This is a genomic window from Gracilibacillus orientalis (assembly GCF_900114645.1).
In the GTDB taxonomy this organism is placed as follows: domain Bacteria; phylum Bacillota; class Bacilli; order Bacillales; family Amphibacillaceae; genus Gracilibacillus; species Gracilibacillus orientalis.
Genome location: NZ_FOTR01000007.1, coordinates 207,304 through 230,955, shown reverse-complemented (window position 1 = coordinate 230,955; position 23,652 = coordinate 207,304). Strand labels below are relative to the sequence as shown.

The 23,652-nt window shown below is 35.8% G+C and carries 18 protein-coding genes, 1 pseudogene and 1 other annotated feature; of the genes and pseudogenes, 12 read left to right on the top strand and 7 right to left on the bottom strand.

All coding sequences use genetic code 11. The annotated features are described in order from the left end of the window. Positions 1 to 9: 9 nt before the first annotated feature. Entirely contained in the window at positions 10 to 630 is a 621-nt protein-coding gene (locus BM121_RS14200; RefSeq protein ID WP_091484305.1) for a GNAT family N-acetyltransferase, read from the bottom strand. A 256-nt stretch (positions 631 to 886) separates the two neighbouring features. After that, positions 887 to 3,901: a transglycosylase domain-containing protein gene (locus BM121_RS14195; protein WP_091484304.1), complete on the bottom strand. Its 3,015-nt coding sequence runs from the start codon at positions 3,899 to 3,901 to the stop codon at positions 887 to 889. A gap of 128 nt (positions 3,902 to 4,029) precedes the next feature. Continuing rightward, positions 4,030 to 4,238, top strand: a binding site (T-box leader). A gap of 85 nt (positions 4,239 to 4,323) precedes the next feature. On the opposite strand from BM121_RS14195, the gene tyrS reads away from it, so the two are divergent. Beyond that, entirely contained in the window at positions 4,324 to 5,595 is a 1,272-nt protein-coding gene (gene tyrS, locus BM121_RS14190) for a tyrosine--tRNA ligase (protein ID WP_091484303.1), read from the top strand. Positions 5,596 to 5,718: 123 nt separating this feature from the next. On the opposite strand, the gene cydS is transcribed toward tyrS, so the two are convergent. The 3 genes from cydS to BM121_RS14180 form a co-directional block, all read right to left on the bottom strand. After that, positions 5,719 to 5,817 (bottom strand): cytochrome bd oxidase small subunit CydS family protein, encoded by a 99-nt coding sequence (gene cydS / locus BM121_RS22705; RefSeq protein WP_425432241.1) that lies wholly within the window; start codon positions 5,815 to 5,817, stop codon positions 5,719 to 5,721. Positions 5,818 to 6,063: 246 nt separating this feature from the next. Further along, complete coding sequence (locus tag BM121_RS14185; protein WP_091484302.1) at positions 6,064 to 7,080, bottom strand: cytochrome d ubiquinol oxidase subunit II; 1,017 nt, start codon at positions 7,078 to 7,080, stop codon at positions 6,064 to 6,066. Between the two features lie 5 nt (positions 7,081 to 7,085). Beyond that, a complete protein-coding gene (locus BM121_RS14180) occupies positions 7,086 to 8,423 on the bottom strand; it encodes a cytochrome ubiquinol oxidase subunit I (RefSeq protein ID WP_091484301.1) in 1,338 nt (445 codons plus the stop codon). A gap of 249 nt (positions 8,424 to 8,672) precedes the next feature. Here BM121_RS14180 and BM121_RS14175 point away from each other — a divergent pair, with 249 nt between their 5' ends. The 7 genes and pseudogenes from BM121_RS14175 to BM121_RS14145 all read left to right on the top strand — a co-directional run bounded on the left by BM121_RS14175 (position 8,673) and on the right by BM121_RS14145 (position 14,832). Next, a complete protein-coding gene (locus BM121_RS14175; RefSeq protein WP_091484300.1) occupies positions 8,673 to 9,128 on the top strand; it encodes an SRPBCC family protein in 456 nt (151 codons plus the stop codon). A 114-nt stretch (positions 9,129 to 9,242) separates the two neighbouring features. Continuing rightward, on the top strand, positions 9,243 to 10,667 hold the full coding sequence (locus tag BM121_RS14170) for an alanine/glycine:cation symporter family protein (RefSeq protein ID WP_091484299.1): 1,425 nt from the start codon (positions 9,243 to 9,245) through the stop codon (positions 10,665 to 10,667). A gap of 70 nt (positions 10,668 to 10,737) precedes the next feature. Beyond that, positions 10,738 to 10,926 (top strand): annotated as a pseudogene (locus BM121_RS14165) (oxidoreductase); the annotation flags it as partial. Positions 10,927 to 11,302: 376 nt separating this feature from the next. After that, entirely contained in the window at positions 11,303 to 12,334 is a 1,032-nt protein-coding gene (locus tag BM121_RS14160) for a PhnD/SsuA/transferrin family substrate-binding protein (protein ID WP_091484298.1), read from the top strand. A gap of 71 nt (positions 12,335 to 12,405) precedes the next feature. Continuing rightward, the gene (phnC, locus tag BM121_RS14155) at positions 12,406 to 13,170 is read left to right on the top strand and encodes a phosphonate ABC transporter ATP-binding protein (protein WP_091484297.1); all 765 of its coding nucleotides are present in this window, start codon (positions 12,406 to 12,408) and stop codon (positions 13,168 to 13,170) included. Between the two features lie 13 nt (positions 13,171 to 13,183). Beyond that, positions 13,184 to 13,969, top strand: coding sequence for a phosphonate ABC transporter, permease protein PhnE (gene phnE, locus BM121_RS14150; RefSeq protein ID WP_091484296.1), 786 nt, complete (start codon positions 13,184 to 13,186; stop codon positions 13,967 to 13,969). Then, positions 13,969 to 14,832, top strand: a complete 864-nt coding sequence (locus tag BM121_RS14145; protein WP_091484295.1) for a phosphate/phosphonate ABC transporter permease — start codon at positions 13,969 to 13,971, stop codon at positions 14,830 to 14,832. Before phnE ends, BM121_RS14145 begins: the two co-directional genes overlap by 1 nt. A 157-nt stretch (positions 14,833 to 14,989) precedes the next feature. Here the strand turns inward: BM121_RS14145 and BM121_RS14140 are convergent, their stop codons facing one another. Next, positions 14,990 to 15,700 (bottom strand): sulfotransferase family 2 domain-containing protein, encoded by a 711-nt coding sequence (locus BM121_RS14140; protein WP_091484294.1) that lies wholly within the window; start codon positions 15,698 to 15,700, stop codon positions 14,990 to 14,992. A 706-nt stretch (positions 15,701 to 16,406) separates the two neighbouring features. Then, the gene (locus BM121_RS14135; protein ID WP_091484293.1) at positions 16,407 to 17,267 is read right to left on the bottom strand and encodes an AraC family transcriptional regulator; all 861 of its coding nucleotides are present in this window, start codon (positions 17,265 to 17,267) and stop codon (positions 16,407 to 16,409) included. A gap of 172 nt (positions 17,268 to 17,439) precedes the next feature. Here BM121_RS14135 and BM121_RS14130 point away from each other — a divergent pair, with 172 nt between their 5' ends. The 4 genes from BM121_RS14130 (at position 17,440) to BM121_RS14115 (ending at position 23,589) form a co-directional block, all read left to right on the top strand. Continuing rightward, a complete protein-coding gene (locus BM121_RS14130) occupies positions 17,440 to 19,752 on the top strand; it encodes an AraC family transcriptional regulator (RefSeq protein WP_091484292.1) in 2,313 nt (770 codons plus the stop codon). Between the two features lie 265 nt (positions 19,753 to 20,017). Further along, positions 20,018 to 21,643, top strand: coding sequence for an extracellular solute-binding protein (locus BM121_RS14125; RefSeq protein WP_091484291.1), 1,626 nt, complete (start codon positions 20,018 to 20,020; stop codon positions 21,641 to 21,643). 140 nt (positions 21,644 to 21,783) lie between these two features. After that, positions 21,784 to 22,701 carry an ABC transporter permease gene (locus BM121_RS14120; RefSeq protein ID WP_091484346.1) on the top strand — a complete coding sequence of 306 codons (918 nt, stop codon included), beginning with the start codon at positions 21,784 to 21,786 and terminating at the stop codon, positions 22,699 to 22,701. A 9-nt stretch (positions 22,702 to 22,710) separates the two neighbouring features. Further along, the gene (locus tag BM121_RS14115) at positions 22,711 to 23,589 is read left to right on the top strand and encodes a carbohydrate ABC transporter permease (protein ID WP_425432240.1); all 879 of its coding nucleotides are present in this window, start codon (positions 22,711 to 22,713) and stop codon (positions 23,587 to 23,589) included. Positions 23,590 to 23,652: the final 63 nt, after the last annotated feature.

Genomic DNA, 23,652 nt, shown 5'->3' with positions numbered 1-23,652 from the left:
GCCCACTCCTTACGTAAGAAATCTTAGCTTTTTAAATAAGTCTTGATCTTCTTTCGCGACATTTTTCCCAATTCGAACCATTAAACAATTGGCAGGATGCGCCATTATTTCAGGTTCATTGGTAGGTGCAGGATACAGACTACCAGCTTTCATCATTTTCTCCATGATTTTTCGATAGTCCCATACACTTAATTCAGAATAGTTCAAATCCCAATGCCAATAGTATTCCGTTGAAATAATAATATAATTTTCCATATTTTCATCATTCATAGAAGTTTCAATTAAACGGGAACCAAGCTTATTTCCCCGGTACTGTGGCGCTATTTCAATAGCACCCAATTCTAATAAATTATCTTTAGGATATTTCGACCACCGTTCAATAGGATCAGGGTGGAGGAATATAACATAGCCGATCATTTTTTGGTCTACTGTTGCTATCAAGATTCTACCTTCAGGTAAATCGGCTATTTCCTTTAATGCTTGCTGTTGCTCATATGGAGGTCGAAAAGCAGATAATGCTTCATGCATTGTTAATTGTGTAATTTTTTCAGACGATACAGGTCCTTCTATCAGAATATTTACGGTATTGGAGTCAATTTTTTCGGATTGGTATAGTTTTTCGTGTTTCACAAGTTCTATCACCTCTAGTCAATCCATTTGTCTCATTATAACGTAGAATGATAGCAGTGAACAGTAAGAAAAGCTTAGTTCACCTGTTTAACATCATAGTGATTATCCGGATTCAACATGGATGATTCTAAGCCTTTAGTTAAACCAATGGTCAATTTTTCGGCAAGTATCTAGGTTTCTGGAATATACCTAGCCATTTTCTTACCTTGAAAAGAAAAGAACTCTTATCCAATTTAGGATAAGAGTTCTTTAATACTTAATCAGTGTTACCTTCTTCTGGCTCTGGTTCGGAGTCAGAGTCAGAATTGTTATTGGAATTTTCATTATCAGAGTTATCATCATTATTAGAGTCATTGTTATCAGAATTGTTATTATTTTGCTTCTTCTTTTCATCTTCTTCGGCATTGTCTTTATCTTCTTCTTCATCTTTATCTTTATCTGCTTTTTTATCTTCTTCTTCCTCTTCTTCTTCTTCTTCGGGTTCAGAAAAATCCCCTTTTTCTACTACGTTACTTGGTTTAGATTCTTGTCCAAAATAATCAACGGCTCTAACATGGTAGACCGCATCACTGCCAGGAATGGAAAATGACGTTTCAGCTGTAGAACCAATCCGTTGGAAATCGTCAGAATCCGGATCACTCGCCCGATAAATGCGGTAACCAACAACATCAGAGTTTTTCGAATTATTCCAGTTCAGCTTTTGATCATTTAACTTTAAGGAAGTAGGGGCATTTGGTGCTTTGCCATCATTATTGACCTCGTTATCATCACTAGGATATTTTATTTTTTCCCAAGCACCGGATTTACCAGCAGTAAGTTGCTTAATATTTGCCAACTTATTATAGCCCATATCCTTTAACCATTCAGGATTAAAGCTTACACCATCACCATCAGAAAATTCATCTGGTGTCTTTTCGCCGGAAAGTACTACATTACCATCAATTGTTGCATAGTTTTCTTTAATAAGACTATAATCTCGCTTAGATGGTACATAATTAGCATTATAAATATCTGTTTTAACTAATCCAAGTTCACTGCATTCATCTGATGGTAACAGGCCTGAGACCGCACAATATGATCTGGAAACAATACCACCAGGTCTCTCAAATTTTTGAGAAGGTGCCATTAATTCAGGGCGGACTTCAGTGGCAGCATTAACTAGTTTTGCCCAGAATGTATTATTACGGGTACTATAACCGTCTTGGTCTAACTGTTGATTATTGTCATAGCCCATCCAACTACTAAGTGTTACATTCGGATTTGTTGCAATAAACCATGTATCACGATAATCATTAGTTGTTCCTGTCTTTCCAGCCCAATCAACACTTTTATTAGCTAGGTTGGCTCTGGCAGCAGTACCTGTACCTGCACTGCGTGTGAGCACATCTCGCATCATGTCAATCATCAAATAACTTGTTTGAGGACTAAATACTTTTTCGGATTCGGATTCATGTTGATAAACAACTTCTCCATCTTTTGTTTCAATTTTTTCAATCATATAGCCTTCAACGAATTCACCTAAGTTACCGAAAGTTGCATATGCATTTGTATTGTCTTCTACTGTTAATTCGATAGTACCTAAAACAGTAGCTGCTAAACTAGTTTGAGTTTCTGTTATATCTTCTAATCCCATTTTCCAAAGGAAGTTTTTGGCTAATTCAGGACCTCTGATTTCATTAAAAACTGAAACAGCTGTAGCGTTATGTGAACGGTATAATGCTTCTCTAACAGTAGTTAAACCATAATAACGTTGAGAATAGTTTCCTGGTGTATAATCATCACCATAAGTTTTTTCTACATCTGCAATGACAGAACCAGGTTGAACAACACCTAATTCCATAGCAGGACCGTATCCGGCAATAGGTTTCATCGTACTACCAAATTGTCGTGGTACATTTGTTGCATGATTATATTCTGATTTCTCGAAATCACGACCACCAACAAAACTTAATATTTTCCCTGTACTATTTTCAATCAATACACTTCCAACTTGAACAGGTTGTTCACCTAGTTGTTTCATTTCACCAGTATCTGGGTCTTCAATCATAATCGGTTGATTTGTCTCTTTGTCTCTTGCTAACTTATCTCTTCCGTAATTATTATATTCTCGAGCTGTTTTCTGAAAAACATCGTATATTTCTTTATCAATCGTTGAGTGTATTTTGTAACCATTTCTACCAATTTCACGATTTGCTCTTATTTCATATTCTTCTTGTAAAATATCACTGGATTCTAAATCTTCTTTTGAATATCCATCTTGTTCAGCAAGGACTTCCACTAAAATAGCAACAGCTTTATCTTGTAATTCACGCATTAAATAAGGATAGTTTTCTAGTACAGATTCTTCTGGTTTTTTAAAATCGGCAACTATGTCATAGTCTAATGCTTCTTGATACTCATCTTCATTAATGTATCCTGCTTCTAACATTCTGCTTAAAACAGATTTCATACGATTTAACCCAGGCTCAAGGCCTTTGTCATCTTTTAATCCACTACCGTTTAAGAATGGTGTGTAATACGATGGACTTTGGGGAAGACCAGCAATGAAAGCTGCTTGTGCAAGGTTTAAATCTTTTGCATCTACATCGAATATTCCATTGGCTGCTGTTTGGATACCTGCTATATTTTGACCGGAAGAGTTTCGGCCAAAAGGTACAATGTTTAAATAAGCTTCTAATATTTCATCTTTATCAAAAAAACGTTCCAATCTCATAGCGAAAAGCATTTCCTTTGCTTTTCGCTCAAAAGATACTTCGTTAGTTAAAATTTGATTTTTGATGACTTGTTGCGTTAATGTACTTCCACCTGACTTAGTAGTGGAGTTTGTAACCTCTTGGAAAACCGCACGTAAAATCGCTTTAGGTACGATTCCGTTATGTGTTTCAAAATACTCATCTTCAGTGGCAATAACCGCATTTTGGACATGTTCACTTACATTATCCAATGAAGTTTCATCTCGCAATAAATCAGAACTCACATCTGAAAGAAAATTATTATCAGCAAAATATAATTCTGATGTTTCCTCATAGTCGTAAACAGCACTTGCCATTTGTTCTTCTGTTTGGATTTCTTCGTCATCAACTAATGATGCAAAATACCCTGCACCAAGACCAGCAACGAAAAATCCTCCAATGATACCAATCGTAATAAAGAATAACACAATATTCCAAATGATATGATAGCTGATTCTTGTAGATCTTTGAATAATTTTTTTATTCCAAATTTCTTTCATAGATTGCCACAAATTATGAAAAAAATCTTTTGTATCCATAAGATTACCTCCTAAATATTTCACTAAATATTATAGCACAGCAGTCAAACAAAATTTATAGAAATTAATGAAAATAATATTGCATTTTTATTACAAATATGCTAATAATGATATAACAATTAAACATCTATAAAACAATGAAGGTTCGAAGTAGTGGAAGGTTCCCTTTTTTAGAGAGCTAGCGGTTGGTGAAAGCTAGTAAATAATCTTACCATGAATTACGTTCCAGAGTTTCTTCATGTTGAATGAAGACGGTGTGGTCTGCATCGTTATTTCCTTAAGTGGCATTTCATGCGAAGTGCAACAAGGGTGGTACCGCGAATATCTCGTCCCTTATTATGAGGGGGGAGTTTTTTTATGGATTTTTTTCTTTTACCATAGAACAAAAGAACAACATAATGAAATAAAGGAGTGTCATGGAAATGCATATTTTAGATGAACTTTCAAAAAGAGACTTAATTCAACAAACAACAGATGATGAAGGATTAAGAAAACATTTAGATAATAATCTGGTTACCCTTTACTGTGGTTTTGATCCGACAGCAGACAGTTTACATATTGGACATCTGTTGCCGGTTTTAATGCTCAAAAGATTCCAAAAAGCTGGTCATCGTCCCATTGCTTTAATTGGTGGCGGAACAGGGTTAATTGGTGATCCAAGTGGTCGTTCTACGGAAAGATCCTTAAATAGCCCAGAAGTCGTAAAGGGCTTCAGTGATAAAATTAAAGAACAATTGGCAAGTATCTTAAATTTTGATCAAGGGGAAAATAGCGCAGTAGCTCGAAATAATCATGAATGGTTATCCACTATGACAATTATTGAATTTTTACGTGATATTGGTAAACACTTCAGTATCAACTATATGTTGGCTAAAGATTCTGTAGAATCCAGATTGGAAAATGGTATTACCTTTACAGAATTTAGTTACATGATGTTGCAATCGTTCGACTTTCTTAATCTGTACGAAAAAGAAAATTGCACACTCCAAATTGGTGGTAGTGATCAATGGGGGAACATTACAGCAGGTAAGGAGCTGATTCGTCGTAACCGTTTTGAGAACGAAGAAGAAGAGGCAGAAGTATTTGGTTTAACGGTACCATTAATCACTAAGAGTGACGGCACAAAATTCGGTAAAACGGCTGGTGGAGCTGTTTGGTTGGACCCTGAGAAAACAACACCATATGAATTTTACCAATTCTGGATTAATACGGATGACCGTGATGTGCTTCGTTTCATTAAATATTTCACTTTTATTGACTTTGAAGAAATCGAAGCTTTAGAGAAAGAATTGGAAGATGCACCAGAGAAACGCATTCCACACAAACGTTTAGCAGAAGAAATGACTAAGCTTGTTCACGGAGAAGAGGCATTAAAACAAGCACAGAAAATTACTGACGCATTATTCAGTGGTGATTTAGCAAGCTTGAATGCAGTGGAAATAGAGCAAGGATTTAAAGATGTACCTTCTGTCACTATTGAAAATAAAGAAATTGGGTTAATTGATTTGTTAGTGGAAGCTCATATTTCTTCATCAAAACGTCAAGCGCGGGAAGATATTAAGAATGGTGCCATTTACATTAATGGGATAAGAAATCAGGAATTAACACATCAATTAACAGATGAAGACCGGATTGAAGATAAATTTACGATTATTAGAAGAGGAAAGAAAAAATACTTTTTAATTCGATTTTAAAGCTAATATGTAGCAGAAACCAGGCAAATACAGCCTGGTTTTTTTGAACAATCAAATTTACAATCACACATAAAACACATGAACTGCGAAGTGACTCTTTGTGATTTGCCTTCTTCCATTCTTTTATTTTATTTTCGTATCTTTTGCAATAAACCAGAACGTAAAGATAATACTGATGATAATGATAATAAATGGTGCATAAAAGTATAGAAATCCGTTCACTTTGTTCCCTCCTAGTTTATTCACGTTGACCAAACGACTAACCCTCTGTGGCACCCTGATAAGTTTCGCTAATGATCAGCGGGGTCAATCCTCCCACTAGTCTCACTTTATCACGGTGCTAACCGTCTGTAAGACCCCACTTCAAGCTTCAAGTAACACAAGGAAGTTAAGTGGGGATACAGGCGCTAACACCCTGATAAGTTTCGCTAATGATCAGTGGGGTCAACCCCCCCACTGATCATAGTCTCACTTTATCTTTCCTTCTACATAATCTTTATTGAATAGAAAAAGACGTAATAACAACCATAAAGAAGGGAGCAATAAGCAAAGACCTGCAATAAAAGCAATAATCAATGCAAGAGCCATTCCTTCGTTGGTAAAACCTTCTTCTATCGTCAAATAAGGATACAGCAGGTAAGGATAATGGGAGAGTCCATAAGCATAAAAGGCAACAAAAAACTGTCCAGTAAGCAAGGAAAAAGCAAGGCCATAGGATTTTTTCCGCCAAACCAGATAGACAGTAGTGATGAACAAAATTCCTGACAGAGCAAACATCCACCATAAGTCGAGCATCCTTTGAAAATGAACAGGATTATGTGTTCTCAATTCAACAATTATACCAGTAGCGGTAATGATAGCAGGACATGCCCATATTAAAGCATATTTTCGCAAAAGGGCGGTTGCTGCTCGATCTTTTGCTTTATTGGCATACCACGTCAGAAAAACAGCAGAAATATAGAGAACAGAAGTTAAACTTAAGATTACGATACTCCATGTTAGAGGACTTGAAAACAGTGTTTTATATTGCAAGGAAAGCTGGTTATTGCTTTCTTCAATAAAACCACCTTCAGAAATAGTTAATACAATTGATAGGGAGGCGGGTATTAATAAACCGGAAAAACCGTATAGGTAAGTCCACCAATTACTCCTTAATTTGCCGTAAGTAGTAAAGGCATAGTAAGCCCCTCGAATAGCTAATAAGATAAGAGACAGACTTGCAGGTACTAATAATACAGTTCCATAATAATAAGCAGTACTAGGAAAAAATCCTACAATCCCGACAAAGAAAAAAACAAGAAAGACATTGGTAACTTCCCAGACTGGTGAAAGGTAGCGTTGCACAATGTTACTAATGATATGGTGTTTGTTGGTTAAGACACTGTAGGAATGAAAGAACCCTGCTCCAAAGTCGATAGACGCAACGATAATATATCCGAATAAAAAAAGCCAGAGTACTACTATACCAATGATTTCATAGGACACATAGCTCACCTTCCATTTCTTTGTTGATCCAATATTTCTTGCTCTACTGGATTGTTTTTAAACATCCGGGTTAATACAATAACACTAGCCAACCCGAGTACTGTATATAATCCAATAAAGAGTAATAGCATTAAATCAACATGATTACTGGTCGTGGCAGCATTTTCTGTACGTAAAATGCCGCGTAATACCCATGGCTGCCTGCCAACTTCTGCTAACCACCAGCCGGCTTCAATAGCAAGGATAGTTAATGGTCCTGTACTAACTATCAGCCATAGAAAGACTCTGTTCATAATAAAGCTTCTATTCAATGCGTTGCCAACAATGTAAAAAAGTGCGATTATCATGGCGATCATGCCGATAATTACCATAATGTTAAACAAATAATGGATATAGAGTGGAGGGGTTTCATCTTCCGCGAACTGATCTAAGCCGATTACTTCCGCATTTGGATTTCCATGTGCCAGAATACTTAATGCATAAGGAACTTCAAGGGAAAATGTAATCTCATCTCCATTGGTTAGAAAACCGAACAATGTCAGTGATGCCTGTTCTTCTGTTTCAAAGTGCCATTCCATTGCTGCCAGCTTTTCCGGTTGATATTCGGCTAGATATTTACCAGAAAAGTCTCCAATAATAGCAGAAGCTATCGAGAACACTAGTCCAACTTTCAATGTAAGTAAAAGAGCCTTTTTATGATAGATATGATTAGAGCCCTTTAGCAGACGGAAAGCACCGATAGCTGCTAATACAAATGCTGAAGTCATATATGCTGTTGATACAACATGAGCAACTTTTGTCGGCATGGCAGGATTAAACATCGCGACAATTGGTTCGACATTAATGAATTCCCCATTCATTAATTCAAATCCTTGTGGTGCATTCATAAAGGCATTTACCATAGTAATAAAAATTGCAGAAAATGACGCTCCAATCGCTACAGGAAGTAAAAGTAACATATGCTTGCGTTGATCACGAAATCTGTCCCATGTGTATAAATAAATACCAAGAAAAATAGCCTCGAAGAAGAAGGCGAATGTTTCCATAAATAATGGAAGTGCTATTACATTTCCTGCTAGCTCCATAAAGGTAGGCCATAACAGGTTAAGCTGTAATCCAATTGCCGTCCCTGTTACGACTCCAACAGCAACTGTAATAATAAAACCTCTTGTCCATCTTCTAGCTAATAAAATATAATGGTCGTCTTGTTTTTTTATTCCAAGCCACTGTGTTAAAAAAATAAGAAATGGGACTCCCACACCTATCGTTGCATATATAATATGAAATGAAAGTGTTAATTCGGTTAATAGTCGACTGTAAAAAACAGCTTGTTCACTCTCCATAGTTACTCCCTCTCATCCTGAAAGAATCCGTCCCAGTAAAGATAAACCGATAACAAAGGCAACAAAAAAAGCTAAAATAATTAACCTGTGTTCATGTTTTTTATACATGGTGGTATCCTCCGATTAGCGATAAGCTATTGGTAGTGTATAACTAGATAAAGAAGAATATACCTTTTTTACATAAACTAAATACAAAAAGGTGAATGATTGTTCAAAGCTCAACATAAGAAATGATAAGGAGGGATTTTAATGCCGAATGGTACACATTTTGTCCAGTTAGAATTGCCAATTGAAAAAGTCTGGGAATTTGTCAGCGATATAAACAGATGGGCACCTTTAGCCCCCGGGTATATTGATCATCAGATTGTTAATGAGCGTCAATCGACATGGCATTTTAAAGGTGACGTAGGCAAGATGCAAAAAAAGATAGGGTTAAAAGTGAATATAAAAGAATGGGCGGCACCAACTAGTGTCAGATTTGAATTAAAGGGAATAAGTGAAAACTTAGAAGGAAGCGGATATTTTGAAGCGGAGAAAATCACTCCTGAAAGAACGAATGTCACCGGTTGTTTATCAATATCCGCAGGTGGCATGATGAGCCCAATGATTAATAGTATATTAAAATCTGTCGTACCAAAAACAACGATTGAATTTACAGAGTCTGTTGCAAATCGATTGATGAAAGAAGCAGCAGTTTCAAAGTAGCTACATATCCCTTGTCCATTCATTGGATAAGGGATTTACTTGTTTTTTTAGAGGAAGTGTATTATATTATATATTTTGGGGTATAGGATTTTCATATGAGAGGAGTGAAATATCGTGGACAAACTAGAATTGATAGCTTCCAAACTAATCGAATGGGGTAATTTAATTCTTTGGGATTATGTACTAATTTACTTATTAATAGGTGCAGGTTTATTTTTCACCTTCCGATCTAAATTTGTTCAGTTCCGTTTATTCGGAGATATGTTTAAAGTAATTTCTGAAGAAGCAGTTGAGCAAAGCGGTAAAAAAGGGACCAATGCCTTCCAAGCATTTAGTATTACGATCGCATCAAGAGTAGGAACAGGTAACCTAGCAGGTGTAGCTTTAGCTGTTGCAATAGGTGGTCCTGGTGCAGTGTTCTGGATGTGGGTGATTGCCTTAATTGGAATGGCAACAGCATTTATTGAGAGTACGCTTGCCCAAGTATATAAAGTACCTGATAAAGATGGCTTCAGAGGCGGACCAGCTTATTATATGGAAAAAGCTTTAGGGCAAAAATGGATGGGTATTGTGTTCTCAATATTGATAACCATTACATTTGGCTTTATATTTAATGCTGTACAAGCCAATACAATCTCAGCTGCAGTAGAGCAAGCATTTAATATTGATAAAGTATGGACCGGTATTTTACTAGTTGTACTGGCAGGATTAATCATTTTTGGTGGTATTAAACGTATTGCTACTGTCGCCGGAGTAATTGTACCTGTCATGGCAGTTATTTATATGATTGTTGGTTTTTACGTAGTATTCACTAATATTACAGCTATCCCGGATGTATTTATGCTAATTATACGCAATGCATTTGGATTAGAAGAAGTCTTTGGTGGTGGTGCCGGGGCAGCAATGATGTACGGTATCCGTCGTGGCCTCTTCTCCAATGAAGGTGGTATGGGGAGTGCACCGAATGCTGCTGCAACAGCAGGTGTTAACCACCCGGTTAAACAAGGTCTTGTACAATCATTGGCAGTCTTTTTTGATACGATTGTCATTTGCAGTTTAACTGCCTTTATTATCATTCTGTATGATAATTTCTATCAAGCCTCAGAAGACGGAATTCAGTTAACACAAGTTGCTTTAAGTGCTCATGTCGGTGAATGGGCATCGATTTTCTTAGCGATTACGATCTTCTTCTTTGCCTTTAGTTCCGTAATTGGAAACTATTATTATGGTGAAACGAATGTTAGCTTCTTAAATCCGAAGGGAATATGGGTAAATGTCTATCGTGTGGTCGTTTTAGGCATGGTTATGTTCGGTTCACTTGCATCTATCCAATTAGTTTGGGATATGGCAGATCTGTTTATGGCCATGATGGCTGTAGTAAACTTAATCGCAATCTTACTGTTAAGTAAAGTTTCAATGGATGTGCTACAAGACTATGTTAAACAGAGAAAACAAGGAAAAGATCCTGACTTTCACTATAAGAATGTTAAAGGTTTGAAGAACATTTCTTGGTGGGGAGCACAGGACGAGGAGAAATAATATGCAACCCAGTCTTATTTTAAAGACTGGGTTTTTTCATAGTTTTTAAAATAGTTGCGAATCGTGCCTAAGTTTATTAGACATAGAAGGAGTCTTAGATAAGGAAGGACAAGTGATACATACTAGAGGAGAATCAAATATCAAGGGTTTATATTTCATTGGTCTACCGTGGCAATATAGACGAGGATCTGCTTTACTACAAGGTGTAGGATATGATGCAGAATATATTGTGAGCAATATAAGTAAACGGACTTGTTAAACGAAATCGTGAGAGACAAGTGATATATTTTTAAATTAGAGTTCTTCAGCAATTCATATTGTAGAAAGTGGATTGCACTACCAATATTATATACATGATAAGTAGGATAGCTATAATAGCTATCTTTTTTTGGTTAATCCAAGGGAAATCATGTTGCCTAGCAAGAAAATATATAGTGTTTCAACAAGAGCTACAAGAAAGATTTTTGTTCTTGTAAACCCTTTGTTTAATTAATGTGAATTATCTTAATTATATGTGAAGAGATAGTAAACTTGCCCAATTCTATTATAGTTTATGATTTAATGTGACTAGCTTCTAATAGAAAATACTTCTCAGATAAATGGAAACCTACTTAATAATCATGGAGGGAATTGTCATGCAAAAAAAATGGTTACTTGGTGTTTTATTTCTTGTAATAACGGTATTTTCAGCAGCATGTTCGATGGATAGTGCTGAAGGAGAAGAAACAGAGGGAGACGATGTAATAGATATTGTCTGGTATCCAAATGAATCTGGAAATGATTTAAAAACTGCGCGAGATGCAATTGGAAGTGAAATTGCAGAAGCGACAGGTAAAGAAGTAGAACATCATTTAACAACAGATTATGCAATTGCGATTGAAACGATTGTTAATGATAATGCAGACCTTGCATTTATGGGAGCACAAGGTTATATCGAGGCAAGTGATCAAAATGATGCTGTTCAGCCAATTGTTGTATCAACTGGTCCGTCTGGTACATTAGATGACGCTATGTATCATAGTTGGCTAGCGATGAAAGTCGATGACCAGGATGAATTTAAAGTAGATGGAGAGTTTTCACTAGATACCATCGAAGAAAAAAGATTTTCATTTGTCTCCAATAGTTCAACATCTGGATTTGTAGTACCTTCTGCAACCATAATTGGGCATTTCTCTGACAAAGATTTAGCGGAAGAAGATTTAATGGAGTCTGGTCCACTTTTCTCTCAAGTATTGTTTGGCGGTTCTCATCAAGGTTCAGCTGTTAACTTACTAAATGATAGTGCTGATATTGCAGCGTTTTGTGATACGTGTGTGAACAATTATGTGGAAGTAGCAGAAGGTGAAGAAAACACAGTTGGTAGTGTATATCGAGTAAAAGATGATGCTGAAGAACCGTTTAATACGGTGACTGGTAGTGAGTTTATGTTGATGAGTGTGACGCCAGTATTGAATGCTCCATTTGTTGCAAATATGGATGTGTTGGGAGAAGAAGATTATGAACTCATTCAAGAAGTGTTTGCCTCTGATGAAATAGCAAATAATGAAGAAATCTTTGTTCCAAAAGATTCTGATGTATCCGGACTGTTCTCAAAATCTGATCAGGAAAGATTTGTTCCGGTAGAGGACGAGTGGTTCAATCCAATTCGTGAACTTTCTCAGAATTAATAATGAAAAGGGGTATGCATGGAGATTGCATACTCCGCATTTTCTAAAAAAATGAAAAAGGAGATTGTTCCATGTCATTACTTAAAGTCGAGGGACTAAGCAAGTTTTATGATAGGGAAACCAAGGTGTTAAAGGATGTTAATTTTGAAGTCAAGGCAGGCGAGTTTTTATCGATTATTGGTCCTTCTGGTGCTGGAAAGTCAACCTTACTTCGGTGTATGAATCGCTTGGTTGAAATCAATGAAGGGAAAGTCATTTTTAATGGGTTAGATGTAGGCGCAATGAAGAAAAAGGAATTACGAAAGCTGCGTACTAATATTGGCATGATTTTTCAGCATTATAACCTCGTACCGCGCTTAACGGTGATTGAAAATGTACTGCATGGTCGTTTCGGCTATAAATCAACAATACAGGGTGTTCTTGGAAGGTTTACAGAACCAGAGAAGGAACAGGCTTTTTTTCTGTTAGAGAAGCTTGGGATTTCTGAGCATGCATATAAACGCTGTGATCAATTAAGTGGCGGTCAACAACAGCGTGTCGGAATATGTCGTGCACTTATTCAGGAGCCAGAACTCATTCTTTGTGATGAACCAATTGCATCTTTGGATCCAAACTCCTCCAAAGTTATTATGGACTATTTAAAATCCATTAGTACTGAAATGGGCATTACTTGTATTGTTAATCTCCATCAGGTAGAAGTAGCAAAGGAATATGCGAGTAGAATTGTAGGACTAAAACAAGGTGAAATTGTCTTTGATGGTCCTAGTAAGCTTCTTTATGGTGAGCAAATCCAGAATATATATGGAATGGAATCAAGAGAATTAATAACGGTTTAAGGGAGTAGGTAACATGAATGCAAAGCAAATGCGCAAGAACAAGTGGCAGACAACGATTTTTTTCATTCTCATTATTATTGTCACCTATTTATCTACCGCAATTACGAAATTTAATTTCATTGATAGTATTGCAACCATACCAGCTGCGTTCAGTTGGATATTCTCTAATCTTTTGATCACCGAGGAGTCTTTAGAAAAGCTGCCTCAGATATTGGAAAAGTTAGGTGAAACGATTTTTATGTCGATTGCCGCTACGACGTTGGCTGCGGTAGTATCACTTTTTCTGGCGATAATGGGTTCCAAAACAACCAAAGTGAATCAAACGTTTAGCGTCATCGCTAGGTTTATCGCCTCATTTTCGAGAAATATCCCGGTTGTTGCCTGGTCACTGATTCTGTTAATATCTTTCGGTCAGAATTCTATAACCGGATTTTTGGCTTTATTTGTTGCAACAGTAGGTTTCTTGACAAGAGCATTTATTGAATCGGTGGATGAAGCAAATCAAAGTTCTGTTGAAGCACTTACTGCTACAGGTGCAACCTATTTCCATATGATCAGTAAAGCTGTTATTCCTCAAAGTCTTCCTCAAATGCTTAGCTGGATTTTGTTCATGATCGAGACCAATATACGTAGCGCTACATTGGTTGGAATCCTAACAGGTACTGGTATCGGGTACATGTTTGATCTTTATTATAAGAATATGAATTATAATCTAGTTGCATTAATTACATTTACCATTATTATCGCCGTTATCGCCATTGAATTAATATCTAATAGAATACGGAGGGTTATCTTATAATGGAGATGGTGAAAGAATTGAATCCTGCTCTTATCAAGCGTAAGCGGAACGGGCAAATTAATATTAAATCGGGAAATAAAATAGATGCTGTCGTGAAATGGACGATCTGGATACTGACTTTTCTAACGGTATTGGCTTTTTTCGTCTTTGACTATACGGGGTTTCAGATAGAACGGGCAATCACAGAGACTATCCACAATATACGAGTGATGTTTTTGGAGCCAGGATTAAGTCATTTTAGTTGGAGTGAAGCAGTTTACCAAGTAGGAGTTACACTAGGATTAGGGATTTTAGCGACCATTTTTGGTGCGATTATTGCCTTCTTTCTTTCGTTAATGGCAGCAGAAAATCTCTCTAAATCGTGGTTATCAAACACCGTTCGAATTGTAGTAGCGTTTATCCGTGCAGTGCCAACAGTACTATGGGTGTTAATTTTTGCTATCGCTGCTGGTCTTGGCAGTGAAGCAGCAGTACTTGGGATGTTGTTCCACTCAGTAGCCTATCTGGTAAAAGCTTTTTCAGAATCATTTGAGGAAGTTAATCCAGGAATAATCGAAGCGCTACGTGCAACAGGCTCAAGCTGGTGGCATATTGTCGTCAATGGTGTATTGCCATCGACTTTCACTTATTTACTGTCTTGGACGTTTTTACGATTTGAGATAAATTTCTCTGTAGCAGTTGCAATGGGGGCTGCCGCCGGAGCAGGTGGTATCGGTTTTGAACTATTTATGGCGTCTGGGTTCTATTTTGATTTACGGGAAGTTGGTTTTATTACATACGCGATCTTAGTTGTTGCTATTGTCTTGGAGATTATTTCAACGCGATTAAAAGAGCGTTATTTTCCTTCTTCTATTAATTCTTGATATGTGGTTTTGCTGCATAATTAGAACTTAATGTATCAAGAAATCATCTAGTCTACTATCTATTAGAAGGAACTTAGCACATGATTATGAAATTAAAAAATAAGTTCCCCATCTAAATAATAGGTGGGGATAATTTATGTTTTTTATACATTTATGTTTAAAACTGATTGACCCATTTATTTAATTCCTTTTTTGTATGTTTATCAAGTGATGTCAATTTTTTATGGAACTTCCTCTTTGCCCACTCATATAGTTCTTTGTCATGTTGATTGACTTGTTCAATAGATTGAATGATTTTTGGAGAAATTTCATCAATCTTAGGTCTGTTGTCTGTTTTATTTTTTCTATTAATAGATGAAAAATTCCAGTCGTGAATTTTATTCATAAAAAACAATGATTCAAGATACATGTCTGTAAATCCTACTAAGTCAAAATGTTTTGTGATATTCTTTTTCGCTTGTTCTAAATCATTGGGATCGCCACCGGATAAATAGCGAGTTGCGAGGTTAACCGTTCTATAACGAATATTACGAATATCCTTTTTCTTATAAAGTTTATTTTCTATTTTGTCATTTTGCATATATTCTATAAATTCTTGAAGAGGCATATTATTTACCTTTTGGTATAAGGCGTCTCGTTCATAACTTCTTATATAATAATAAGTAGAAATAACGCGGTCAGCAGGGTCCCTTAGAATCGTGAAAAAACGAATTGGTTTTTGATACTCCTTAAAATACCTATTGTGCCAAACATGGATAGTATCTTGTTGTCTTTCAAATAAATCCCATAAAGTCTTTCCACCTGTTTTCGGTATATGCAAAAAAACGGGGTTCTCGGGGGTTGTTGCTTCTTTATCAAAAATTATCACGCTTTTCAGCCTTTCTGTCGTTTTTTTATCATAAGATTTTTACTGTATTATAAGCAGTTAACAGAATTATGTGTAGGTTATACAAGAGGTACATCTTATTGAAACAGACCGGGTGGAAAAGAACCAATGATCAGTTACATAAGGGCTAATCTAATAAAAGTGTCTGTGCTTTTCCATCAAGTCCGTTAATCCACTAGAGCTCATAATTCATTTGTAGAGGTATTAGACAGATGAATAACTTAGAACATGAAAAGATCCATTTCTATTTGAATTGGAATGATGGGGTTACCTGGACTTATGGACAAATAACAAAAGAAAAACTCATAGAATTAGCGTAATGGTAAATTAAATGCTTCAAAAATTAGAAATCATCTATGTGGGAGCAACCCATAAACGAAATTAGTTGAACCAACCATACATCAGATAATAGTCAATTTGTTCTGAAAAGTCATTATTTTTGATAAAATAGGCCGTTGAACCTTTGATACCAATGGTTTAACGGCTGTTTTTGCACGGTCAAAAACACCACAAAATAGAGAAGGGGATATGATGAATAACTGAAATTTGTTGCTTATAAAAAATTAATTCCATTTGCATAAGTGTATATGATAACTTAAAAATAGACCACAATCGCAATTGAAAAATGAACCACTCTATAGAAAATAACCCCAATACTAGATTTAGAAAAGAAAAGAATAGCTGTGTTTTAAGTTACCCTATGGGAAAGTCTATACTGATGTGGAGTTGTTCCTATTATTTTTTTGAAAAGTTGGATAAAATAAGAGATATTTCCTATGCCCACGCTTTCACTAATTATTTCTATGGGTTCTTCGCTCATTTGTAGTAACTGGCATGCATGCTTAATTCGGAGAATAGTTAAATATTCCGTTAGGCTACTCCCTGTTTCGCGTTTGAATATTCTGGAAACATAGGATTTTGATAAGTGAAGTTCCCTTGACAGTCTTTCCAGATCAAATGGCTCCATGTAATGTTCTTCTATCCATTGCATCATTTTTTCCGTATAGTTAGAGAGACGATATTTACCTTGGGACATGTCTAATTTCATATCTTGCATATTCAAACGGATACATGTGAGCATTTGCATGAGAAAAAGTTGACTATCTTCTTCCGGGGTATTTTTTTTTAGCGAATGATTTAGTGCCTCACAAATTTCATATATATACGTATATTGATTAATTAAGTCAAATCCTTGTTGCTCCAGAACACTGTGTTGCATTCGGTTTAGTAATTTGTGAAGACCAGGGAAGCGATCCAGATTTTTTCCGAGTGTTACAGGATCAAAGTGCATGATACTCCGCTCATAAGGTGTGTCAGGGGACACTTCTACATAAATCCTGTGCAATTGAAAAGGTTGAAAGAAAAAAAGCATTCCCGGTTTGATAGTATAGGATTGTTGATTGACAAGTACTCGTCCTTGTCCACGGTAAACGAATAACAATTCACAGCCTTGATGCCAATGATAGAATCCACTAAAGTTATCTTCAGATACTCGCCGATAAATCCAATGAAATGGCTTTAAATCAATTTGTTCGAATAAATTGTTCATAACTGCACAACCTCCTAATAAAACAATAAAACAATATTATTGGCTATTATACAACAACTTTTCTTCTAATAGCCAAGTTATAATTACCTGTATAAAGTATTTTTTCTATGGATTATCATAAAAGGCATGATTATTCCTACATAAATAATCTATTAAAATAGAGGTGAACAAAATGTCTAAATGGAAGCGCTTAAACGTAAGGGGAACAGGCAATAATGTCTTCTCAAAGCTCCTGGTTTCATATTTAATCGTTCTACTTTTACCTGTTATTATTGGTCTTTTTCTATTTAACAAAATCGAATCAATTATGGTAGAGAATGCAAATAAGTCAAATACTACGATGTTGATGCAAGTAAGAGATGTATTAGAAAACAAATTTGAAGAGATCGAGCAGCTATCCTTACAAATTTCATTAGATGAAAAGTTAAACAGGCTGTTAATGAATCAGCAAAATGTAAGTAACTATGATTATATTAATTACATGAAGGAGTTAAAAAGATATAACACCATCAGTACACATATTGATGATTACTATATTTATTTCAACCAATCGGATGTGTTACTTTCCCCAACAATGAAAACGGATTCATATTTATTCTTGAAACACATTAAGCGTTATGAAAATAGTACGTATGAGGAAGTAATGAATAATAGAATGACAGGCTTTCACTTAAGAGATTATTTCCCTTCAGAAAAAGTAATCATGAGTTCAGGAGAAGAAAATATTATCACGCTTACTCAATCATTGCCATATGGAGAAGTGACAGATGTTAAAGGTGTGCTAATGGTCCATATTTATGAACAGCAGTTTAAAGAGATGCTGCAACAAATGGAAGGCTTAAACAAAGGTGCTATGTATATAGCAGATGAGAAAGATGAGATCATGATGTCTACCAGTGAGAATAAAAGTATCTTTGCAGAAATAAGTCCATTATTAGCGGATAAAGAGGGCTTTTTTACGAAAGAGATTGACGGGAAAGATATGATTGTCTCCTATACCATGTCAGAAAAAAATGAATGGACTTACGTCTCTATAGTCCCGACAGAGTTTGTGTTGGCAAAAGTGAATAACGTGAAGTCTTGGGCATTGAGCCTGGTGTTAATAGCAATAATTATCGGAATAGTTGTTTCCTATTATTTAGCGAATCAAAATTATCGACCTATTCATGAAGTAGTCAACACGATTATAGGTAAAAATACGCCAAAAGGGACATTTACTAATGAAATAGATTTAATAAAGCAAACAATCGTTAGTTCCATGAATGAACAATCACAATTAAAACGGATTATTTCTCAACAGGAACCAGTAATAAGGTCTAACTTTATTTTACGATTGTTAAGGGGACAAGTAGATGTAACGTCTTATCTTGAAAAAGAGATAGACAGTATGGGAATTACTTTTAAATTTAATTATTTCAGCGTCATTACTATTCAGATAGATGATTGCTGTCAGTTTACAAAAGAAAATATCGACACAAAATGGGTGTTGACCAGATTTATAATTGCTAACTTGAGCGAAGAGTTAATGGGTGATAATGGATACACAATTGAAATGGAACGTGATAAGCTTATCATCCTGTATAATCATCAAAATAACTCGGCAGATGAAACAACCAATCAGCTTAACTTAACCAGAGAATTAATGGACATATTAGAACAACAATTTGGTATTAAGATTTCTGTAGCAATTAGTCAAATTCATTTTGGCTTAAATAAAATATCTGAATGTTATGGAGAATCAGTTATGGCATTGGATTACAGGATAATAAAAGGACCAAACTATATTATTTTTTATAATGATATTAAGAATAATAGTGGATATGATTACCATTACCCGGTTGAAACGGAAGTTCAGATACTTAACTTTGCGAAAAATGGTGATTATGAAAATGTAGAAAGAACACTTGATCAGATTTTTAGTAATAATGTCCAAAAAGAGATGACTCCGGAAATTAGTAAATGTTTATCCTATGATTTATTAAGTACATGGGTTAAACTGCTTAGTTCTTTGAGTGGCGAAGAAAAAAAAAGAGTGATCGAGCAACACAATCCATTTAAAACGGTGCCAGAATGTAGCACAGTCCAGGAATTGCAGAAGGAAATAAAATCTCTGTATTATGACTATTGTCTTAAAATGGAGGCTAAGCAATCTACTCAGGGGGAACGATTATATCAGGAAATAGTCGATTTTATTGAAGATAATTTTAATGATAATATGCTTAGTCTTGGAATGATAGCGGACCATTTTGGGATGAATTCATCCTATTTGTCTTCTTTTTTTAAAAAACAAGGTGGTATTGCGATTTCTGAATTTATTATGAAAGTGAGAATAGAAGAATCTAAGAAACTGCTACCAAATCGAAGGCTTACGATTTCAGAAATTGCACCACAAGTAGGTTATGCAAACAGTGTCGGATTAATTAGAGTATTTAAAAAAGTGGAGGGTGTAACACCTGGACAATATAGAGAGAGCATGCAAGCTTAGTAAGGTGAGATTATCATTTGTTCGAACAAGTGGGGGTAAATAGACACTAACATCTTGATTACAGTCTCCCTTTATATGTATGTAAATCAAGCGCTTATCCACCCTATATAAAGATCAGATAACGCGACAATAAAGTGATAACAGCCATTTCTAATATATTGATAACTAATCAAAAGAATAGGCTATATCCAATTATCTATGCTGTGACATATGATGAAAGCGTAACAAGTTTACAAAACAAGGAAAAAGGGGAGGAGTCATTATTATGCAAAATAACTTGAAAGCGTTAACAGTTCTATTTTTTCTACTATTATTTTTTGCGTTAATTGTTGGGTGTTCTGATAATGGAACATCTAGTGAAGAAACAGAGCAAGAAACAGAACTAAAGGATCCATCAGAAGTTGGGTATCCAGAGTCACTTACTTATTGGGCAGAATTAAATGGCAATGCTGCTCAAACAGCACAGACTCTTAACGATGTTAGAGCATATCAAGTAATGGAAGAAACTACGGGTACAACAATTGAATTTAAACATCCTTCAGGTGAAGGTACGGATATTACGGAACAATTTAACTTGATGCTTGCTTCTGGTAAGTTACCCGATATGATCGAGTACAACTGGCGAACTGTTCCGAAAGGCCCGGATAATGCAATCGAGGATGGTACAATTATCCGTTTAAACGAAATAATTGAAGATTATGCGCCTAATCTTAATCAATATTTAAATGAAAATCCGGAAGTTAAGAAAACGGTAACAACAGATGAAGGAAATATTTATACGTTCCCCTTTATCCGTGGCGATGAAAAATTAATGGTATTTATGGGTATGATAATCCGTCAAGACTGGTTAGATACGCTTGATTTAGATACTCCAACTACGATTGCAGAATGGGAAGAAGTTTTAAAAGCTTTTAAAACCGGTGATCCTAACGGAAATGGCGAACAAGATGAGGTTCCACTATTGGTTCAACCAGATGACTTCAAAAATATTGGTCCATTTGTTGGGGCATACGGAATCCATGCTCAATTCTATAACGACAACGGCACTGTTAAATATGGTTCCATCCAACCTGAATTCAAAGAGTTCTTAACAACAATGAACAGATGGTATGAAGAGGGGTTACTTGATGCGGACTTTGCTGCTATGGATGGTAAATTAGTGGATGCAAAGGTTACAAATGATCAGCTTGGTAGTTTATTTGGATATACTGGTGGCGGTATTGGTAGATTTACGGGATTAATGGAAGACCATCCTACGTTTGAACTTTCAGCAACCCCTCATCCAGCTCTAGAAGAAGGTGGAATCGCTGCTACAGCACAAAAGGCCTTTCCACATGAAGGATATCACAGTGTAGCAATTTCGGGTCAAGCTGAAAATCCAGAAGAAATTGCTAAATGGTTGGATTTTGCATACTCAGAGGAAGGTCATATGCTTTTCAATTTCGGTGTTGAAGGTGAAAGCTATGAAATGATTGATGGATATCCTACTTATACTGAGGAAATCACGAATAATCCAGATGGTTTACCAATGTCCAATGCCCTAGGTAAATACATTCGAGCAAATTATGGAGGCCCTATGATCCAAGATGTCCGTTATGTGGAACAGTACTTGGACCTACCTGCACAAAAAGAAGCGATTGAGATCTGGGAGGAAACAGCAGAAAACAACATCAATATGCCACCTATCACAATGAATTCTGACGAGAGTGATGAGTTTAATTCCATTATGAGTGATTTAGACACATACTATGACGAAACCGTTATAAGATTCATTATGGGAGATGAACCATTAGATAATTTTGACGAGTTCGTTGCAACATTAGAAGGAATGGGTATAAATAGAGCAATTGAGCTTCAACAAGCAGCTTTAGATCGTTATATGGCGAGATAATTTAAAGTTTGATGCTGTTGTGCTGGAGAAATCTTTGGCACGACAGCATTTATACATTCATAAATCAGGAGAGAGGGGTGGAGGGAATGGCGAAATTGGAGAAGGAAGTTACTTCGTTTAACTCCAAGCCGAAAAATAAAATGAATAGCTTCGGGGAGAAAGTAATCAAGGATTTTAAAAGAAATAAAGTTATCTACTTGATGGTTTCTCCAGTTGTTCTATATTATATTATCTTTCAATATGGTCCTATGTACGGGTTGCAGATTGCATTTAAAGATTATACACCGGCACTTGGTTTTCTGCAAAGTCCGTGGGTAGGTTTTGAACATTTTAAGGAGTTTTTTAATAGTTTCTTCTTTTGGCGACTATTAAAGAATACACTTCTGCTTAGTTTTTATAGTTTATTATTTGCCTTTCCAGCAGGTATTATTTTGGCATTATTACTAAATGAAATAAGAGGTGGTATATTCAAGCGATCTGTCCAAACGATTACATACATGCCGCACTTTGTTTCGTTAGTTGTTATCGTCGGTATATTATTTGATTTCATGGCAAGAGATGGTGTAGTTAATGACATTTTAGTCTTTTTATTTGGGGGTGAACCAATTGCTTTTATGAGAGAAGCAGATTGGTTTAGAACACTGTTTATCAGCTCAGATATTTGGCAAAATGTTGGTTGGAGTTCAATTATCTTCCTGGCTGCAATGTCAAATGTTGATCCAGCATTATATGAAGCAGCCAAAATAGATGGTGCTGGCAGGTTAAAGCAAATGTGGCATATTACATTACCAGGGATTATGCCAACAGTTGTCATCTTATTAATCTTGTTAATTGGTAAGTTTATGACAGTAGGTGAGGAAAAAATATTATTAATGTATAATCCGACAACCTATGAAACTGCTGATGTAATTGGAACTTATGTGTACAGAAAAGGTATCTTAGAAAGTAACTTCAGTTACAGTGCTGCCGTTGGGTTGTTTAAAGCGTTGATAGCCTTTACGCTATTAGTTATAGCTAACTCAATAGCAAGAAAAGTTGGCGACACCAAACTATGGTAGGAGGGATTTATGATGAGGAAATCACTGGGGGAGCGATTGTTTGATTATGGGAATATAATATTTCTTTGCCTGTTGTCATTAGTAACAATCTACCCATTACTTTATATATTATTTGCGTCATTGAGTGATCCCACTTATGTTGCGCAAACGAGGGGGCTTATGCTCTATCCAAAAGAAATTACCATAGCAGCGTATAAGATGGTATTCAAAAATCCAATGATTGTTACTTCTTACCTGAATACATTCTTTTATGTAATTGTGGGTACGACTGTAAATATTCTTCTGACATCTTTAGGAGCTTATGCACTTTCACGAAAAAATGTGATGTGGAGCAACTTTATCATGTTTATGATTGTATTCACCATGTTTTTCGAAGGTGGCCTAATTCCTCTTTACTTGCTTGTTAACGAATTAAACATGATTGATACTCGTTGGGCATTAATCCTGCCAACAGCAATTAGTGCATTTAATTTAATTATCATGCGTACAGCGTTTCAGGGGATACCAGACAGTTTAGAAGAATCTGCTCGGATAGATGGTGCAAATGATTTTACTATTTTGTTTAGAATCATCCTTCCATTGTCAATGCCGGTTGTCGCTGTTATGGTTTTGTTCTATGGTGTGTTTCATTGGAATTCCTGGTTCCATGCGATGATTTTCTTGCAGGACAGAGAACTATTTCCAGTACAGCTGATACTACGTGAAATCTTAATTGCAAATGATACGAGCAGTATGACATCAGGGGTAAGTGCAGTGGACGCTATGCCGATAGGTGAAACTGTTAAGTACGCAACTATAGTTGTGGCCACATTGCCAATTCTTTGTTTGTACCCTTTTTTACAAAAGTACTTTGTGAAAGGTGTCATGATAGGTGGAATAAAAGGTTAGTTTATTGAAGGTTGGTGGAAGTCTGTAAATATTCTTTACACTTCCATTGCCTTTATTCTATCT

Bases quoted from the DNA above. Each gene is read 5' to 3' on its own strand.
- phnE (WP_091484296.1), top strand. From the start codon at position 13,184: ATGAATGCAAAGCAAATGCGCAAGAACAAGTGGCAGACAACGATTTTT.
- BM121_RS14145 (WP_091484295.1), top strand. From the start codon at position 13,969: ATGGAGATGGTGAAAGAATTGAATCCTGCTCTTATCAAGCGTAAGCGG.
- BM121_RS14135 (WP_091484293.1), bottom strand. From the start codon at position 17,267: ATGAACAATTTATTCGAACAAATTGATTTAAAGCCATTTCATTGGATT.
- BM121_RS14175 (WP_091484300.1), top strand. From the start codon at position 8,673: ATGCCGAATGGTACACATTTTGTCCAGTTAGAATTGCCAATTGAAAAA.
- BM121_RS14120 (WP_091484346.1), top strand. From the start codon at position 21,784: ATGAATAGCTTCGGGGAGAAAGTAATCAAGGATTTTAAAAGAAATAAA.
- BM121_RS14160 (WP_091484298.1), top strand. From the start codon at position 11,303: ATGCAAAAAAAATGGTTACTTGGTGTTTTATTTCTTGTAATAACGGTA.
- tyrS (WP_091484303.1), top strand. From the start codon at position 4,324: ATGCATATTTTAGATGAACTTTCAAAAAGAGACTTAATTCAACAAACA.
- BM121_RS14115 (WP_425432240.1), top strand. From the start codon at position 22,711: ATGATGAGGAAATCACTGGGGGAGCGATTGTTTGATTATGGGAATATA.
- BM121_RS14125 (WP_091484291.1), top strand. From the start codon at position 20,018: ATGCAAAATAACTTGAAAGCGTTAACAGTTCTATTTTTTCTACTATTA.
- phnC (WP_091484297.1), top strand. From the start codon at position 12,406: ATGTCATTACTTAAAGTCGAGGGACTAAGCAAGTTTTATGATAGGGAA.
- BM121_RS14195 (WP_091484304.1), bottom strand. From the start codon at position 3,901: ATGGATACAAAAGATTTTTTTCATAATTTGTGGCAATCTATGAAAGAA.
- BM121_RS14180 (WP_091484301.1), bottom strand. From the start codon at position 8,423: ATGGAGAGTGAACAAGCTGTTTTTTACAGTCGACTATTAACCGAATTA.
- BM121_RS14130 (WP_091484292.1), top strand. From the start codon at position 17,440: ATGTCTAAATGGAAGCGCTTAAACGTAAGGGGAACAGGCAATAATGTC.